This window comes from Rhodococcus sp. IEGM 1406, assembly GCF_030056745.1.
GTDB classification, from domain to species: Bacteria; Actinomycetota; Actinomycetes; order Mycobacteriales; family Mycobacteriaceae; genus Rhodococcus_F; species Rhodococcus_F erythropolis.
On record NZ_JASHKO010000005.1, the window covers coordinates 128,928 to 145,663 of the forward strand.

General features: G+C 61.2%; 18 protein-coding genes and 1 tRNA gene. All 19 read right to left on the reverse strand.

Going from position 1 to position 16,736, the window contains the following annotated elements; translation table 11 throughout:
* Positions 1-90: 90 nt before the first annotated feature.
* Complete coding sequence (locus tag QM596_RS22510; protein ID WP_021334066.1) at positions 91-1,338, reverse strand: MCE family protein; 1,248 nt, start codon at positions 1,336-1,338, stop codon at positions 91-93.
* Positions 1,335-2,612, reverse strand: coding sequence for an MCE family protein (locus tag QM596_RS22515; protein ID WP_020906821.1), 1,278 nt, complete (start codon positions 2,610-2,612; stop codon positions 1,335-1,337). Before QM596_RS22515 ends, QM596_RS22510 begins: the two co-directional genes overlap by 4 nt.
* Positions 2,609-3,862, reverse strand: coding sequence for an MCE family protein (locus QM596_RS22520; RefSeq protein ID WP_021343467.1), 1,254 nt, complete (start codon positions 3,860-3,862; stop codon positions 2,609-2,611). The genes QM596_RS22515 and QM596_RS22520 overlap by 4 nt, the downstream gene beginning before the upstream one ends.
* The gene (locus tag QM596_RS22525) at positions 3,862-4,857 is read right to left on the reverse strand and encodes an MCE family protein (protein WP_003942053.1); all 996 of its coding nucleotides are present in this window, start codon (positions 4,855-4,857) and stop codon (positions 3,862-3,864) included. Before QM596_RS22525 ends, QM596_RS22520 begins: the two co-directional genes overlap by 1 nt.
* Positions 4,854-5,933 (reverse strand): MCE family protein, encoded by a 1,080-nt coding sequence (locus QM596_RS22530; RefSeq protein ID WP_019744310.1) that lies wholly within the window; start codon positions 5,931-5,933, stop codon positions 4,854-4,856. Before QM596_RS22530 ends, QM596_RS22525 begins: the two co-directional genes overlap by 4 nt.
* Positions 5,930-7,291, reverse strand: a complete 1,362-nt coding sequence (locus QM596_RS22535) for an MCE family protein (RefSeq protein ID WP_243617473.1) — start codon at positions 7,289-7,291, stop codon at positions 5,930-5,932. Before QM596_RS22535 ends, QM596_RS22530 begins: the two co-directional genes overlap by 4 nt.
* A complete protein-coding gene (locus tag QM596_RS22540) occupies positions 7,288-8,148 on the reverse strand; it encodes an MlaE family ABC transporter permease (protein ID WP_003941894.1) in 861 nt (286 codons plus the stop codon). The genes QM596_RS22535 and QM596_RS22540 overlap by 4 nt, the downstream gene beginning before the upstream one ends.
* A gap of 5 nt (positions 8,149-8,153) precedes the next feature.
* Complete coding sequence (locus QM596_RS22545; protein WP_003942038.1) at positions 8,154-8,948, reverse strand: MlaE family ABC transporter permease; 795 nt, start codon at positions 8,946-8,948, stop codon at positions 8,154-8,156.
* Between the two features lie 9 nt (positions 8,949-8,957).
* A complete protein-coding gene (locus QM596_RS22550) occupies positions 8,958-10,079 on the reverse strand; it encodes an ABC transporter ATP-binding protein (RefSeq protein WP_024487305.1) in 1,122 nt (373 codons plus the stop codon).
* Positions 10,080-10,338: 259 nt separating this feature from the next.
* Complete coding sequence (gene rplL / locus QM596_RS22555) at positions 10,339-10,725, reverse strand: 50S ribosomal protein L7/L12 (protein WP_003941857.1); 387 nt, start codon at positions 10,723-10,725, stop codon at positions 10,339-10,341.
* Between the two features lie 78 nt (positions 10,726-10,803).
* Positions 10,804-11,388 carry a 50S ribosomal protein L10 gene (rplJ, locus tag QM596_RS22560; protein WP_003942074.1) on the reverse strand — a complete coding sequence of 195 codons (585 nt, stop codon included), beginning with the start codon at positions 11,386-11,388 and terminating at the stop codon, positions 10,804-10,806.
* Positions 11,389-11,841: 453 nt separating this feature from the next.
* Complete coding sequence (locus QM596_RS22565; protein WP_021334067.1) at positions 11,842-12,534, reverse strand: hypothetical protein; 693 nt, start codon at positions 12,532-12,534, stop codon at positions 11,842-11,844.
* 136 nt (positions 12,535-12,670) lie between these two features.
* Positions 12,671-13,390: a 50S ribosomal protein L1 gene (gene rplA / locus QM596_RS22570; protein WP_003941982.1), complete on the reverse strand. Its 720-nt coding sequence runs from the start codon at positions 13,388-13,390 to the stop codon at positions 12,671-12,673.
* 109 nt (positions 13,391-13,499) lie between these two features.
* Positions 13,500-13,934 (reverse strand): 50S ribosomal protein L11, encoded by a 435-nt coding sequence (rplK, locus tag QM596_RS22575; protein ID WP_003941896.1) that lies wholly within the window; start codon positions 13,932-13,934, stop codon positions 13,500-13,502.
* 66 nt (positions 13,935-14,000) lie between these two features.
* Positions 14,001-14,837 (reverse strand): transcription termination/antitermination protein NusG, encoded by an 837-nt coding sequence (gene nusG / locus QM596_RS22580; protein ID WP_283309973.1) that lies wholly within the window; start codon positions 14,835-14,837, stop codon positions 14,001-14,003.
* An 84-nt stretch (positions 14,838-14,921) separates the two neighbouring features.
* Complete coding sequence (secE, locus tag QM596_RS22585; RefSeq protein ID WP_020968963.1) at positions 14,922-15,425, reverse strand: preprotein translocase subunit SecE; 504 nt, start codon at positions 15,423-15,425, stop codon at positions 14,922-14,924.
* A 31-nt stretch (positions 15,426-15,456) separates the two neighbouring features.
* Positions 15,457-15,529 (reverse strand) — tRNA-Trp (locus tag QM596_RS22590).
* A gap of 173 nt (positions 15,530-15,702) precedes the next feature.
* Positions 15,703-16,128, reverse strand: a complete 426-nt coding sequence (gene hadB / locus QM596_RS22595) for a (3R)-hydroxyacyl-ACP dehydratase subunit HadB (protein ID WP_003941909.1) — start codon at positions 16,126-16,128, stop codon at positions 15,703-15,705.
* The gene (gene hadA / locus QM596_RS22600) at positions 16,115-16,669 is read right to left on the reverse strand and encodes a (3R)-hydroxyacyl-ACP dehydratase subunit HadA (RefSeq protein ID WP_019744315.1); all 555 of its coding nucleotides are present in this window, start codon (positions 16,667-16,669) and stop codon (positions 16,115-16,117) included. Before hadA ends, hadB begins: the two co-directional genes overlap by 14 nt.
* Positions 16,670-16,736: the final 67 nt, after the last annotated feature.

A 16,736-nucleotide genomic window follows, 5' to 3' on the forward strand; every position in this document is an offset into this window, starting at 1 on the left:
TACCTGTTTTGCCCAGCCTCTGGCCGCGAATCGTCAACTGCCACAACTCAGTAGCCTGAACTGCACAAACTCGACCACATTCGGATCGGTCTACTTCGGTGTCACTCCGAGCAACGGTGCCAACTGCGTCGCGATCGGGTTGAGGTTCAACTTGTCCGGATCGACCTTCGGCTTGAAGTCCCAAGGCTGGATCGTGTCGGGATCGGCGTACACCACGCGGTTGGCACTGCGGACGCCCGTCTCGCTGCCCAGCGGCGTCTCACACGACGCCGCGGTGTTGAGCGGGAAATCCTGCTGGGTGTCGTCGAAATTGGGATTCTGACGCTTCATCTCGTCCAGGATCGCCATGGTGCCTTCGTAACCCACCGTGCACGAGAGCGGATTGTTGGTCTCGAGCACCAAGCCCTGATGGACCGTTCCGTCGCCGGGAGCAACCGTCGGTGCGGCAGCGGCCAGGCCGGGAAGGAAGATCAGGAACGGTTGCAGCGCGATCGTTCGGGGTGCAAGCGTCTTGGTGGTCGCGGCAAGATTGGTCAGGTCAGTCGTCAGGCTCGGGCCCGCCTCGTTGATGAGGGCACCGATCTGATCGCTGGCCGGGATGCCGTTGTCGATCAAGCGACGGATGTCCGGATCGCTGGTCCGCAACTGCGCCGTGACAGCATCGAGATCGGTACTGAACTGCTTGATCGCGGAGGACTGATCCGACTGCGTCGTCAGTACCGTCTCACTGTTCCGAATCAGCGCGAGCGTCTGAGGCAGAGTGTCGAGCCCGGACTGCGAGAGACCGGACAGCGAATCGGCCAGGACCTGAATGTCCTCGCCCTTGCCGTTGAATGCGGCACCGAGTTCGACGGCGACGGTGTGGAGCGCGTCGACCGGCACGGACTTGACCAAGCCGTTGGCACTGGTCAGCACATCCTCGATCGGGATCGGAGTTGTGGTGTCCCCCACCGCGATCACCGAGCCGTCCGCGAGGAACGGTCCCTGATCTGTATCGGGCTGAAGGTCGACGTACTGCTCACCGATGGCGGAGCGGTTGGCCACGACTGCACGGGCCGACGCGGGAATCTCCGGAGCACTGTTGTCGATCTTCAGGTCGACCTGAATTCCGTCGTCGGTCAACGACATGTCGCCCACTCGACCGACCGGCACACCGCGATACGTCACTTCGGCGTTGGTGAAAATTCCACCGGACGTGGCCAATTCGGTCTTGACCGTGTACTGACCGAACCCCATGAGGTTGTCCAGACGCACGTACTTGGCGCCGACGTAGATGAGACCCAGAAGCGCGACCACCACGAAGCCGACGAGCTGCCATCTGACCAGAGCTGATCTCACTGTCCATCACCACCGATTCCGAACTGTTCCAGCATTCCCTGGATGGGGTTGAGTGGGTCCGCTGCCGGAGCCGGTGTTGCCGGGTCACCGGCCGTGGTGGCGGGTAGACCGGCGACGACGGGGATCTGCGGCAGGATCGGAGCGATCGGCAGCAGCGACACCGTCGGCCAACCCGGCCGCGGTCCGTTTCCGTTGTAGTACGGGTTGGACGGATCGACTACCGGCTTGGGATTGCCGAACTTCGGCTGACGGTATTCCGGTTCACCCTGTCCGACACCGAGACCCGAGAGAGTGTTGCCGATCTGCAAGTCGACGCTCAGGAAGAGGTTCACGGAACCACCCTGCGCAATCTTCTCGACACCGTCCGGGAACGGGAACGTCGGAAGGAAAGGAAGTGCCCCGACGAAGTCGTCACCGGAGTCTGCAAGCGCCTGAAGCGTTGGACGCAGAGCCTGAAGATCAGCGATCAGATCGTCCTTGGACTGCGTGAGGACGTCGGTTCCCACTGTTCCGAGTCGATCCACCTGAGCAAGCATCTGCGTCAGCTGCGGGCGCTGCTCGTTGAGAACCTGTGTCGCAACGGGGAGTTCCTCGAGAATCTTCCCGATCTTCTCGTTCTGATCGTTGACGCGGGTCGAGAGCACATCCAGGCCGTCGAGCGCGCGGGTGATGTCGTCACGCTGTTCGTTGAGTCCACCGATGAGTGTGTTCGCCTGCTCCAGAAGACTTCTCGTCTTGCCCTCGCGACCGTCGAATGCGGCCCCGAGTTCTTCGACGATGGGTTGCAACTGGCCCACACCGCCGCCGTTGAGCAGCAGCGACAATGCGCCGAGAACCTGCTCGATCTCCGTGGCGTGGCGAGTGCGATCGAGCGGAATCAGGTCTCCGTCGGCCAGCTTCGCAGAGTCCGGTCCGGACGGCGGGGCCGACAACTGGATGAACTTCTCGCCGAGCAGGTTGGTCTGCTCGACCGCGGCAATTGCGTTGGCGGGTAGATCAACCGACGAGTCGAGGATGATTCCGACGTCCGCGGTCCATCCGTCCGGTCCGACCGACACGTCGTCGACTCGACCGACCGGAACACCGTCGACCTTCACAGCGGACTGCGGAACAAGGTCCAAGACATCGTCGAACTGAATGGTCAAGTGCATCGGATCGGAACCCACATCGGGACCGCCGGGAAGCGGAACCGCGTAGATTCCCTCGGACGAGCAGGCTGTTGCCGAGATCAGGACGGCGCACAGTCCGGCGCCGACTATCAATGAACGCTTCACTCGCCCTCCCCGTTTCCACTGGTCAGTCGCGGTGACACGACGCCGGGCACAGTGCCCGGAACTACCTGCATCTGCCGTTCGGAACCGGCAAGGATGCCGAAGGGAAGGTTCAGGCCTGCAGCCTGATTGGCTGCGTCGGTCATCGCAGCGACGTTTGCACACTGGTCGATAGCCGGTTGCATCTGCCTTCCCAATGCCTCGAACCGCGGATCACCGGGCAACAGCTTGCCGAGGTCCATCAACTTGCAGAGCACGCCGGCCGGGTTCTGCAGATCAGGGAACGCCAGACGTGAAGCCAGCACACCTGATTCGGCGTCGTACGAGTTGACCAAGTTGGAGATCGCCAGCGGAAGCATGGTGAGCGTGTTGGCCAGTGCTTCCTTGTTGTTCGCCAATGTCTGTGTCGGTTCGACGAGACCCTCGGTTGTCTGGACCAACTGATCGCGGTTGTCGGCCACGAACTTCGCGACGTCGCCGAGAGCAATCGAGAGCTGGTTCAGAGCGGCACCGAGATCGTCGCGCTCACCTGCCAAGAATCCGGTCAGGTCCGACAGCTGGGTGTTGAACTGACGCACCTGCTGATCGTTGGCCGCGAGAGCGCCCACGAAAGTATCCAGGTTCTTGATGGTGAGCGAGATGTTGTCACGCGAATCATTCAGCGTCCGTGCGGCATCCGAGAGGTTGGTGATGCTGTCTCCCAACGCTTCACCGTTGCCCTCGAGGTTGGCCGCACCCGTCTCGACGAAATCGGACAGCGCGCCGTTCTTGTTGGCACCTTCGGGACCGAGCGCCGACGCGAGTTCGTCGATGCTGGAGTACAACTGGTCGACCTCGACGGGCGTCGCAGTCTTCTCGATCGGAATGACTGCACCGCTGGCCATCTTGTCGCCGCCGGTGAAGACCGGTGTCAGCTGGATGTAGCGGTCGGCAACCACCGAAGGCGTGATCTGAGCGGCGCTGGCGCCGGCGGGGATGTCGATCCCACGATCGACGCGCAACTCGACCTTGACCTGATCTCCCTGAGGTTCGACGGATTCGACGGTGCCGACCTTGACACCGAGAACACGAACGTCGGAACCGTCGTAGATACCCACCGACTTGTCGAAGTAGGCGGTGATCTTGGTGGTACCGGCGCGAGTGAACACCCACCACAGCGCGCCACCGAGTACGAGTAACCCGATCAGAACAGCGGCGATGATCGCGACCGAGCGCTTCTTGGAGCCGCTTCCGGCTTCGGCAGTATCAGCCATCAGTTGCCTCCCAACGTACGAACGGGGTCACGGTAGCCCGGAATATCCGGCAGACCCGGCGGAAGGAGGTTCACGACGACCTGGTCGAACCAACGGCCGTTGCCGACCACGTTGGCGTACAAGCGAATGAAGGGTTCGTAGAGCTTCAGTGCCTTGTCCAAGTTCTCGTTGTTGGCCTTCAAGATGTCGATGACGCCGTTGAGCTGCGTCAGCGCCGGCCCGATTGCCGCCTCGTTGTCACGAACGAGACCGGTGAGCTGCTGAGAGACGCGCTGAGTTCCGGTGAGCAGCTGCGAAATCGCTTGCTGGCGATTGTTGAGCTCCTGCACCAGAAGTCCGCCGTCACGGATCAGCTGGGTGAACTCCTTGTTGCGATCCGCAAGAATCTGCGACGTCTTCCCGGTGGCGGCGAAGAGCTTCTGCAAGTCCTGATCGCGGCTCGCGATCGTCTGCGACAGCCGACTGACACCGTCGAGCGAAGCGCGGACATCGCCAGGTGTCTCGGAGAATGCCTGGGACAACGTCTCCATGCTCTTCGCCAACTGGTCGGTGTCGATGTCGCCGACGGTGTCCGCCGCGGCCGAGAAGGCCTGAACGACGTCGTACGGAGAGGTGGTGCGCTCGAGCGGAATCCGGTCCTTGGGATCGAGGTTGTCGGTTCCGCGCGGATCGAGTGCGAGGTACTTCTGTCCCAGAATCGTCTTGATCTGAATGGACGCAGAGGTTTGATCTCCCACCCACGCGTCACTGACCTTGAAGTCGACGAGAACACGGTCACCGTCGAGATCGACGGAAGTGACCTTGCCGACCTTCACGCCGGCGATACGAACCTCGTTACCAGGCTTGAGACCCGCAGCTTCGGAGAACTCGGCGGAGTAGGACGAGCCTGCTCCCACGAACGGAAGCGAATCGAGGAAGAACGCGGACAAAGTGGCCAACAGCACCACGAAGATACCGATGGCTCCGGCCATTGCCGGACTGCGACGTTTACTCATCGACCTTGCAACTCCCTCATACCGTCTTGAGTGCATCGCGTGGCCGCGTTGGTGTAAATCGGCTGATTGACCGTCGGCAGGCCGGTGGGCAGATTCAGCGAGGCAGACTGTCCTGGACCGGCAACGATGTCGATTCCGCACAGGTAGAACTGGAACCAGGAACCGTAACTCGCTACGCGAGCGAGCTTGTCGAGCTTGACCGGCAAGGTCTCGAGCACCGCGTTCACGTCGTCACTACGACGGTTGAGCGTGGTCGCCAGCGTGTTGAGCGCCGTGATCGAGCCCTGAATCGACGGCCGCGTCGGCTCGAGCAGATCTGCCGTGGCATCGGTCAACCCGGCGAGTGAGGTGACGGCCGAACCGACGACACCGCGCTCGTTGGCCAACCCGGTGACGAGTTGCTGGGTGTTGACGATCAGCGAATCGAGGTTCTTGTCGTTCGCGTTGACGGTGTCGAGAACGTCGTTGAGGTTCTTGATCACCGCCCCGATGACGGCGTCCTTGTCCGCGACGGTGTTGGTCAAACTCGCTGTGTTGCGGACGAGTTCGCTGATGGTGCCGGACTCCCCCTGGAAGACCTGGATGATCTGGTAGGACAGCTTGTTGACGTCGTCAGCGCTCAGGGTGGTGAACAGCGGCTTGAAGCCGTTGAACAGCGTCGTGAGATTTACTGCCGGGCGTGTCTGCGCCAACGGCAGGGTATCGCCGCCGGTGATCTTCTGCCCCTGGCTGCCTTCACCTTGCGAGAGCGAAATGTATCGCTGCCCGACCAGGTTGCGGAACCGGATCGTGGCGATGGAACTGGCAGGCAACCAATCACGGTCGGACACCGAGAACTGCACCTCGGCCTGGTTGTCGTTGACGATCGCGATCTTCTCGACCTGTCCGACACGAACACCGGCGATGCGCACCTCGTCGCCCTCGTTCAACGAGGTGACGTCGGAGAAGACGGCGTTGAACTTGGTGCCTCCGCCGCCGCCGAGGTTGGCGATGCTGGCGGCCAGCAATCCTGTCGCCAGGACGGTGACCACCACGAAGATGATGAGCTTTGTCAGTGGAGCTGCGAGTCCTCTCATTGGACGCTCACCTCCGCACCGGAAAATGCCGGAGCACTGACCATCGTGGTCCACGCCGGAACATCGTCCGGCGCAACACCGTTGGCCTGTCCGTAGATCACCTTCAACGTATCCTCTTCGAGTTTCGAGCCCGCGTAGCCGGCCTGCTGAGCAGGACCGCTGTTGTTGGTCGAGAACAACTGAGGTCCGGAGCCCTCGGGTGCAGGCAGGAATTCCATGGTGGCGGGACCGGGATTGCGGGAAGGAACCTGGTAGGAACCGTCACCGTACGAACCACCGGGGTACTGCGGGAACGGACGACCTGGCTCGGTGACGTTGTCGTAGCAAACCGGGCCGCGGTTGTCGACGAGCCGTGGCTCGTCCTGGTTGGGCAGGTAGCGACCCTTGGGGTTCACGATCTGAATACTCGCACGCACACCAGGATTGGGCGCGTCGGTGGACAGGATCTTGGCAGCTTCCGGGGCGGTGTCCGAGAAGCCCTTGAACGTGCACCCGAACGTCGGTGAGTACTGAGCCAGAAGCTGGAGAGCTTCCTTCGAATCCGCAGCGAGCGTGATGATCGAGGACGAGTTCGCTTCGAGGAAGGCTGCGGTGTCCGACGATGTCACGGTGAGCGACGCCAGCAGAGTCCGCAACTGTTCCTGCTTCTGAACCACCGTGTTACCCGTGGTCCGCAGATTGTCAAGAGCGTTGATCAGATCGGGCGCAGCGTCCGAGTACGTCTGGGAGAAGTCCGCGAACTTGCGCAGATCCTCTTGCACCGCGGGCAGCTCGGTGTTGACGCCGCGGAAGATCTCCTCGAGACGATCGACCGTCAGACCGAGCTCAGCGCCGCGTCCCGTCAGACCCTGCGCGAGAGAACCGAGAGTGTTCGCCAGATCCTGCGGCGGAATCGCCTGCAGAAGTGGGAGCAGTCCGTCCAGAACGTCGCCGACCTCGACAGCGTTTCCGCTCTTGTCCTGCTGGATCACCGTTCCCGCGGAAATCGGAGCAGCGGTGGTTCCCTCCGGAATGATCAGGGAGACGTATCGCTCACCGAAAAGCGTCTTCGGGAGCAGACGTGCCGTCACGTTCGACGGAATCAGATCAGCCTTGTCCGGTTCGATCGCGAGGACCGAGGTGACCTGACCGTCTTTTGTCGACGCGGATCGCACCTCGCCGACCAGCAGACCACGAACCTTGACGTCCGCGTTGGGTGGCAATGCATTTCCGACGGTGTCGGTGACGAGGTCGATCTTCACGACGTCCTTGAACGTCTTGTTGAAGGTTCCGATGGTGAAGGCCAGGAACAGTGCCAACACCACGAAGAACACGAGTCCGAGCACACGGCGGCGCAGGACTGACGGAGCCTCGATCATCCGGCCACCCTCACTGTCGTCGTGGTGCCCCAGATTGCGAGGCTGAGGAAGAAATCGAGAACGGCGATCGTGACGATTGCGGCGCGAACAGCACGGCCGACGGCCACGCCGACGCCTGCGGGACCACCCGAGGCATGGAACCCGTAGTAGCAGTGGATCAGAATCAGCACGAAGGCGAAGACCAGGACTTTCGCAAACGAATACAGCACGTCCTGCGGTGGCAGGAACAGATTGAAGTAGTGGTCGTACGAGCCCGTCGACTGCCCGTTGAACACGGTACTGATCACTCGCGACGCGAGGTACGCCGCAAGCAGACCCACGATGTACAGCGGGATGACGGCGACGAAGCCGGCGATCATGCGGGTCGTGACCAGGAACGGCACTGACGGAACTGCCATGACCTCCAGTGCATCGATCTCTTCGGAGATTCGCATAGCGCCGAGTTGAGCGGTGAAACCACAACCCACCGTGGCCGAGAGCGCAAGAGCCGCAACGATCGGAGCGATCTCACGGGTGTTGACGTATGCGGACAGGAAGCCGGTCAGGACCGAGCTACCCAACTGCTCCAGAGCGGCGAAGCCCTGCAGACCGACGACGACACCGGTGAATCCCGACATCATCGCGATGACACCGATCGTTCCGCCGATGACTGCGAGCGCACCGCTACCGAAGGTCACTTCGGCGAGCAGCCGAAGCGTCTCCTTCCGGTACCGATGCAGGGTGCGCGGGGTCCATGCGATTGCGCGCGCGTAGAACGACATCTGCTCGCCCGCGCGGTCCAACGCGTTCACTGGAATTCTGGCAACTTTGCGGCTCTTCAGCAGGAACTGATCGCCGCGGCCTCGTGCGATGGTCATTTAGGTCAAGATCCCTTCGCCGGCACGATCTGGAGGTACACCATCGTCAGAATCAGATTGGCGAAGAACAACAGCAGGAACGTGATGACGACGGCCTGGTTCACCGCCTCACCGACGCCCTTCGGGCCACCGGATGGGTGGAGTCCCTTGTACGCGGAGATCACACCGGCGATGACACCGAACACCGCGGCTTTGATCTCACCGCTCCAAATGTCCGGTAGCTGCGCAAAAGCTGAGAACGACGAGATGTAGGCACCGGGGTTACCGCCCTGCAGGATCACGTTGAAGAAGTAACCACCCGCGATACCGACGACGGACACCAGTCCGTTGAGCAGCACAGCGATCAGCACCATCGCGAGTACACGCGGAACCACCAGGCGCTGAATCGGATTGATTCCGAGGACTTCCATCGCGTCGATCTCTTCGCGAATGGTTCGTGAACCGAGGTCGGCCGTCACGGCCGATCCGGCCGCACCGGCGACCAACAATGCTGTCACCAGAGGGCTACCCTGCTGGATCACCGCCAGGACGCTGGCAGCGCCGGTGAACGATTCTGCACCCAACTGCTTGATCAGCGAACCGGTCTGCAGTGAGACGACGGCGCCGAAAGGGATGGCTACCAATGCCGTCGGCAAAATTGTCACGCTGGCGATGAACCAGGCCTGCTCGATGAACTCACGGAACTGAAATGGACGCCGGAACGTATTCCTGACGACGTCGACAAACAGTTCGACGATGTTTCCGGCCTGAGTTAATGCTCCGTTGACCGGACTCAGAACCGAGTTGCGGGTAACCCCCATCCGATATGCCTACCCTTGCCCGTGTGTCGTGTTTCCGTAGGGATCGCCCTCGTATGCAGGAATGACCTGCGTGTCTTGCGAGTTGTCGTTCCACTCCCCCTGATAGCCGCTCGCGTCGGCGTACTGGGGAGCGTACTGCCCAGTTCCGTCAACCTCGTCGAGGCTGTCCTGAATTGCCGCCTGAGCGTTAGCTGGGAGGGTGTGCATGATCTGGCGGACGCGCTCCTGGCGACGACGAACAGCCTGACGCTCCGGGTTTCCGGGGGTGGCCTTCATCTGCGGCACGATGCCCTCGACGTCGTCGACACCACCGGCGTGGTGACCGGCGTCGACGAGCGCCTGCTCGTGCGCCATCTGAGCCTCGTCCTTTTCCTCCGACATACCGATCGGACCGATCATCGTTCCGTTGAGGAACTGCTTGACGACGGGCTCGTCAGAGGTGAGCAGCACCTCACGAGGACCGAACATCACCAACTGACGACGGAAGAGCATGCCGATGTTGTCCGGCACCGTGCGTGCGAGGTTGATGTTGTGCGAGACGATCAGAATCGTCGCGTCCGACTGGGCGTTGATGTCGATCAGCGTCTGGCTGATGTACGTCGTACGCACCGGATCCAGACCGGAGTCAGGCTCGTCGACGAGGATGATCTCGGGATCGAGAACGAGTGCACGCGCAAGTCCGGCACGCTTGCGCATACCGCCGGAGATCTCACCGGGAAGCTTGTCCTCGGCGCCGACCAGACCCGTGAGATCGAGCTTCTCCATCACGATCTTGCGGATATCGGATTCCGACTTCTTGGTGTGCTCACGAAGCGGGAATGCGATGTTGTCGTACAAGTTCATCGAGCCGAACAGTGCGCCGTCCTGGAACAGAACGCCGAACAGCTTGCGGATCTCGTAGAGCTCCTTGGAGGAGCACTGCAGGATGTCCGTGCCGTCGATGACAATGGAGCCTTGTTCAGGGCGGAGCAGTCCGATCAGGGACTTCAGGAACACCGACTTACCGGTACCCGAAGGCCCGAGCAGTGCGCTGACCTCACCCGCGGGAAGTGTCAACGACACGTCCTGCCAAATCCTCTGCGACCCGAAAGACTTTGTCAGTCCTTGTACCGCTACCTCGACTCCCACCATTACCTCCGCGACGTCCGTTGCATGCATGCACCCGTGTGGGTTGGGTCACTCTATCGCATGGGAGTGGTACCCGTGACTGCGAATACTACTAACGAGTAGGGAAGAAGCATAATTCAGGTCACAGCCTAGTTCGGGCACCCCTCCCACCTGCATGGATTCCGACATATCACCCGCGAAAAAAGTTCAAAAAAAGAGGGCCACTCCCCGTGGGGAGTGGCCCTCTTCGTTACTACTCGCGAAGAGCAGCGGGAAAACCGTCTTACTTGATGACGATCTTTGCGCCGGCAGCTTCGAGCTTTTCCTTGGCAGCCTCTGCGGCGTCCTTGGCAACCTTCTCGAGGATGGCCTTCGGAGCGCTCTCGACGAGGTCCTTGGCTTCCTTCAGGCCGAGGCCGGAAACGACCTCACGGACGACCTTGATGACCTGGATCTTCTTGTCGCCAGCCGACTCGAGGACGACGTCGAACTCGTCCTGCTCTTCAGCAGCTTCTGCGCCGGCAGCCGGTGCGCCTGCAGCCGCGACGGCGACGGGAGCAGCAGCGGTGACCTCGAAGGTCTCCTCGAATGCCTTAACGAACTCCGAGAGCTCGAGGAGGGTGAGCTCCTTGAACTGGTCCAACAACTCTTCGGTGCTGAGCTTCGCCATTGTGGCGGTCCTTCCTGTAAGTCCCATGTCGCTGATCCGCGACCGGGCGGGGTTATAGCAGTGATGCGCGGGTGCGGATCAGCTTTCGGCTTCGGCCTCGGCCGGAGCCTCGGTGGCAGCCTCTGCGGGGGCCTCTGCGGCTCCGCCTTCTGCGGCCTTCTTCTCCTGCAGGGCAGCGGCCAAACGGGCCATCTGCGAAGCGGGAGCATTGAACAGGCCTGCGGCCTTTGCCAAGTTGCCCTTCATCGCGCCGGCAAGCTTTGCCAACAGGATTTCGCGGGATTCGAGATCCGCGATCTTGTTGACCTCTTCCACGGACAGCGCAGCGCCGTCCATGTAGCCGCCCTTGATGATGAGCGCCTTGTTGTCCTTAGCGAAGTTCTTCAGAGCCTTCGCAGCGTCGACCGGTTCGCCCTTGATGAATGCAATGGCGGTCGGACCAACGAACAGGTCATCAAGGCCCTCGATGCCAGCCTCTGCGGCGGCACGCTTGACCAGGGTGTTCTTGGCGACGGAGTAGGTGGCACCTTCTCCGAGAGCGCGTCGCAGTGTCGTGATGTTGCCAACCGAAAGGCCACGGTATTCCGTGACCACAGCGGCGGTCGAACCCTTGAACTGCTCGGTGATTTCCGCAACTGCGGAAACCTTCTCAGGCTTTGCCATACTTCGCCTCCTCTCGTGACAGTCGTTGTCCCACTCAGGAACCGCTGCACCTCATCGGGGTGAACCCGAGAAGACACAGTCCGCGACAGGCAAAACGCCCCGGCGCAAGCGCACGGGGCGTACAGAGGAAACATGAAGAAGAGGCTTACGAATCAGCGTAACGATGCAACGCAAAGCAGTGCATAACCAGGCAAACTGTAGAACCACTACATCAAGCTATCCCCCTACCTCGTTCACCTACGTGGGCCGCCGGGCACTCCCGGACTTTCAACCACACTCATTACTGAGTGCAATCACCAACGGTCTTGGGTAGAACATGATTTTGGGGTGAAGTTCATATCCAGCACTGAACTCCGCGTCGAAGACTACCTGACTACTCGCTGCATAACCAAATCGGCCTCGTCACGCAGCTGGTTTCTTCAAGCACCCGGTTTCTTCAAGCACCCGGTTTCTTCAAGCACCGATGGCCCTGGCGATCTTGTGTTCGATCTCTGCCCGAGCTCGGTCCGGCAGCACCAGCAGCCCGTCGAGTTCTTTGTGAGCCTTCCGATACGCACTCTGACGTTCCTGCGGCGTCGCGCCCTCGTCCATGGCCAGGCGCAGCAGACGTTGCGCCCGTACCAGGCGCTCTTGTTCATCGAGGGTGAATCCGCTCCGTCGGCGACGCTTCGCCTCCGCTTCCGCGATCTCGAAGGCGATCGAGTAAGCGTGCACCGCCTCGCGGTACTCGGTTTGTGCCTGCTGGTTGCCGATCATCGTCTCCGGATTGCCCGGACGGAGCAGATCGGCACGATATTTGGCTCGATGAAAATCGGCCGTCAAAGGCTCACGCATGTCCGTCATCATCGGAGTGTCGAGCAGTGTGACCGGATCGAGCTCGTACGAGAACCATCGGGCGTCGACCGCATCGTGCTGCTCGATGGCCTTGCCCAGCTCTCGGCGCTGCGTTTCTTCGTCGGCGTGATGTTGTGCGTTGGCCTGCGCGATGGCGACCTTGGTCTCCTGCTTGAGCCGGAAGCGCTCTTGCCGGCGCTCGATCCGCCTTTCGTTGGCAACCGCGACACCTTTCAGCGCCCCACCGATGGTGCCGCCGAAAACGAAGAGCAGCCACCAAAAGTTTCCGAGGAACTGGAACGCTTCGTGCATACCCCGATGATGCCACCGTTAGATCGATAACCACCGTTGGACCGGTACCACCGGCAGGGATCACCCTCTCCCGAAACAGACAAGAAGGCCGGCAGGGAGTGATCCCTGCCGGCCTTCTTGTTCGTATGCGGACTGCTTACGCGTCTGCAGCATCCTCGAGGAGGTTGCGAGTACGGTTCGGATCCACCGGGATGCCCGGACCGGTGGTGGTCGAGACCGTGATCTTCTTCACGTAGCGACCCTTGGCCGACGAGGGCTTCGCACGCAGGATCTCGTCCAGGGCTGCGCCGTAGTTCTCCACCAGCTTCTCATCGTCGAACGATGCCTTGCCGATGACGAAGTGCAGGTTGGCCTGCTTGTCGACGCGGAAGTTGATCTTTCCGCCCTTGATGTCGTTGACAGCCTTGGTGACATCCGCCGTGACGGTGCCCGTCTTCGGGTTCGGCATCAGGCCACGCGGTCCGAGGACACGGGCGATGCGGCCGACCTTGGCCATCTGATCAGGAGTCGCGATTGCGGCGTCGAAATCGACCCATCCACCCTGGATGCGCTCGATCAGGTCTTCTGCACCGACTACGTCAGCGCCTGCAGCCTCGGCTTCTGCTGCCTTCTCGCCAACAGCGAACACGATGACGCGAGCGGTCTTACCGGTGCCGTGGGGCAGGTTGACCGTTCCGCGGACCATCTGGTCAGCCTTACGGGGGTCGACGCCCAGACGAACTGCAACCTCAACGGTTGCATCCATCTTGGTGGACGACGTCTCCTTGGCGAGCTTTGCAGCCTGAAGCGGGCTGTAGAGCTTGTCTGCGTCGATCTTCTCAGCGGCGGCGAGGTACGCCTTGCTGCGCTTTGCCATTTGTTCTGTCCTTACTTATCACTGCAGCGAATTACCTGTGCAGTGGTGAATGGTTCAGTTGTGGTCGGGGCCTGGCCGGCCCTCCCACGTAGTGCTGTGGAGCGGACTATTAGCCCTGGACCGTGATGCCCATGGAACGAGCGGTGCCGGCGATGATCTTCGCGGCCTGCTCGATGTCATTGGCATTGAGGTCTTCAGCCTTGGTCTTCGCGATTTCGCGCACCTGATCCATGGTCACCGAGGCAACCTTGGTCTTGTGCGGTTCGCCGGAGCCCTTGGCGACGCCGGCTGCCTTGAGGAGCAGCTTGGCGGCGGGAGGGGTCTTCAGCTTGAAATCGAAGGTCCGGTCTTCGTAGACCGAGATCTCGACCGGCACAACGTTGCCGCGCTGGGACTCAGTCGCCGCGTTGTAGGCCTTGCAGAACTCCATGATGTTCACGCCGTGCTGACCGAGCGCGGGACCCACGGGAGGTGCAGGGTTAGCCTGACCTGCCTGGATCTGCAGCTTGATGAGCCCGGCGAGCTTCTTCTTCTTTGGGGGCATCTCTAGTTCCTAGTTTCTAGCTTGGGTGTGTGTCTTGCGTCGAACAAATTGCAAGTTTTGGGGTGGTCAGATCTTCGCGACCTGGTTGAAGTTGAGCTCAACCGGGGTTTCACGACCGAAGATCGACACGAGAACCTTGAGCTTCTGCTGCTCGCCGTTGACCTCGCTGATGCTGGCCGGAAGGGTTGCGAACGGGCCGTCCATGACGGTGACCGACTCGCCGACCTCGAAGTCGACCTCGATGAGGGGCTTGCCGAAGGACTCGGACGGTGCCTCGCCTGCTGCGACGGCGGCCGCTGCAGCCTGCTGCTTCTTCTGCTCCTGCTGCGGGAGCAGGAACTTGACGACCTCGTTGAGGGTCAGCGGCGAGGGACGCGACGTGGCACCGACAAAACCGGTGACGCCAGGCGTGTTGCGCACTGCGCCCCACGACTCGTCGTTGAGCTCCATGCGAACGAGGATGTATCCGGGCAGAACCTTGCGATTGACCTGCTTGCGCTGGCCGTTCTTGATCTCGGTGACCTCTTCGGTGGGAACTTCCACCTGGAAGATGTAGTCACCGACGTCGAGGTTCTGAACGCGAGTCTCGAGGTTGGTCTTGACCTTGTTCTCGTAACCGGCGTACGAGTGGATGACGTACCAGTCACCCGGGGCGCGACGCAGCGCAGCCTTGAGTTCGGCAACGGGATCCTCGACCTCGAGCTCGGCGGCGGGAGCGGCCTCGTCGGAGTTCTGGGCATCGTCGGAGATGACGTCCTCGGTCGCTGCAGCGTCTGCATCAGTGCCTTCGGCAACGTCTGCATCGGTGCCTTCGGCAACCACGACGTCTACTTCGGCTGCCGCCTCGGCAGAAACACGCTCTTCGGCCAAAGCCTCATTCGTGTCGTTCTCGGGGGTGCTCACTGGGGCACTCGCTTCCTCTCGTTACTCGGACCCGGGTCGGGTCTTGTCGCGCTCGCAGGCAAAGACGCCCGACTGCTACGGCGATCAGCCGAACAGCCAGGTGACACCCTTGATCACAGCGATATCGACGCCGCTGATGAAAGCGACCATGAAGACCACGAACGTCAGCACGACGCTGGTGTAGGTGATCATCTGCTTGCGGTTCGGCCAGATGACCTTACGGAGTTCTGCGATGACCTCGCGGAAGAATTTGCGCAGGCGCTTGAAGATGTTGTCCTTCTTCGCCTTGGGCTTCTTGCCGGGGTTCGTTGCAGTCGGCTTGGCCGAAGATGTCCGGGATGCCGTCCGGGCCGGAGTCTTCACGGTGGACGCGCTGACCGAGGCGCCGCGTGCAGCGCGCTTGCCGGTCGGCTTGTTGGAAACCCCACTGGATGCGGAGGGAGCCTTCTCGGCACCATCCTTGTCCAACGACAGATCGGAACGCGTAGTCGCGTCAGCTGCAGTGTCGTCGACACCGGTCGAATCGGCAGACGTTGAAGTCTCCGCATCCGAAGTGTCGGCGTCGCGCTTGGCGCGCTCCTCGCTCACGTCGTTCCTCTCAGTCGCTGGCATCCGGGGGCAGGGGCGACAGGACTTGAACCTGCAACCTGCGGTTTTGGAGACCGCTGCTCTGCCAGTTGAGCTACGCCCCTTTGGTTGACATCGACAGGTGGACCCTGCCTGAATCAACCGTTCTGCGATCACACAACATACGCGCTACCCGAGGTGAATGTCTTGCAACATTCAGGGCAGCGCGCAGCGCTGAGGAATCCCAGAAATCTCAGTGTACTTCAAAGCCCCGGAACAAACACAATCCGCCCTGCGATCAGGCTAGACGGACCGTGGCGGTGGCACGACCGAAGATCTTCTTACCTTCGGACTTGGCCACGATTGCCAGTACTGCGGTCTTGCTTTCTTCGTCGATCGACTTCACCTTGGCGGTGAACTCGATCTCGGCAGCCTTGTCGGCTGCCACGATCACCGGGCTCGTGAACCGTACGTTGTACTCGGTCACTGCGCCCGGATCCCCCAGCCATTCGGTGACGTAGCCGGCACCGATGCCCATGGAGAGCATGCCGTGCGCGACGACGTCCGGCAAGCCGGCAAGTCGTGCGACCTCGTCACTGAAGTGAATCGGATTGGGATCTCCCGAAACACCCGCGTAGTTGGCGAGGTTTCCACGCGTCAGGGTGACGGACTTCTCGGGGAGAAGTTCGCCGACACTCACGTCGGAAAATTTACGAAGCGACATGCATCATCACGTCCTTGACTGCGTGGGCGATGTTCTCGTCCACTTCCCCACCCGTTCGAGCAACGAGCGTTGTCCACGTGGTGACAACTGCTTCGTCGTTCTGATCGGTGATGATGTTCTTGGTCACGATGATGTCGCTACCTGCGGCCTGCCTGAACGAATCCAGGAAAACGTCGCAGAAGAGTCGGTCACCGACCTGCATGGGCTTGTGCAGTACCAGTCGCTGATCGGTCTGAAGAATCTGACTCAAGTCGTAGCCTGTGACGATCTCTTCGAACAGACGTCGCTGAGCAATGGCACCTACGATGGCGACGAACGTAATGGGAGCAATCAGGCCGTCGTATCCGAGGCCTTTGGCTGCCGATTCGTCGTAGTGCGCAGGATGCGCGTCCTGGACGGCGCGAGCGAACTCGCGCACCTTCTCGCGTCCGACCTCGTAGAAGTCTTCGACACGATAGTGGTGACCGACCATCTGGACGGCATGAGCGGCCGGGTCCGTAGGGACCTCGGCCGCTGCCTGGTTCTCTTGCAAATCTGTCACGCGGTGAGACTCTCTTCTAGCTAGGACCCGAAGACGCAGGCCCCGAGAGGGTCTTCCGCGAAAATCG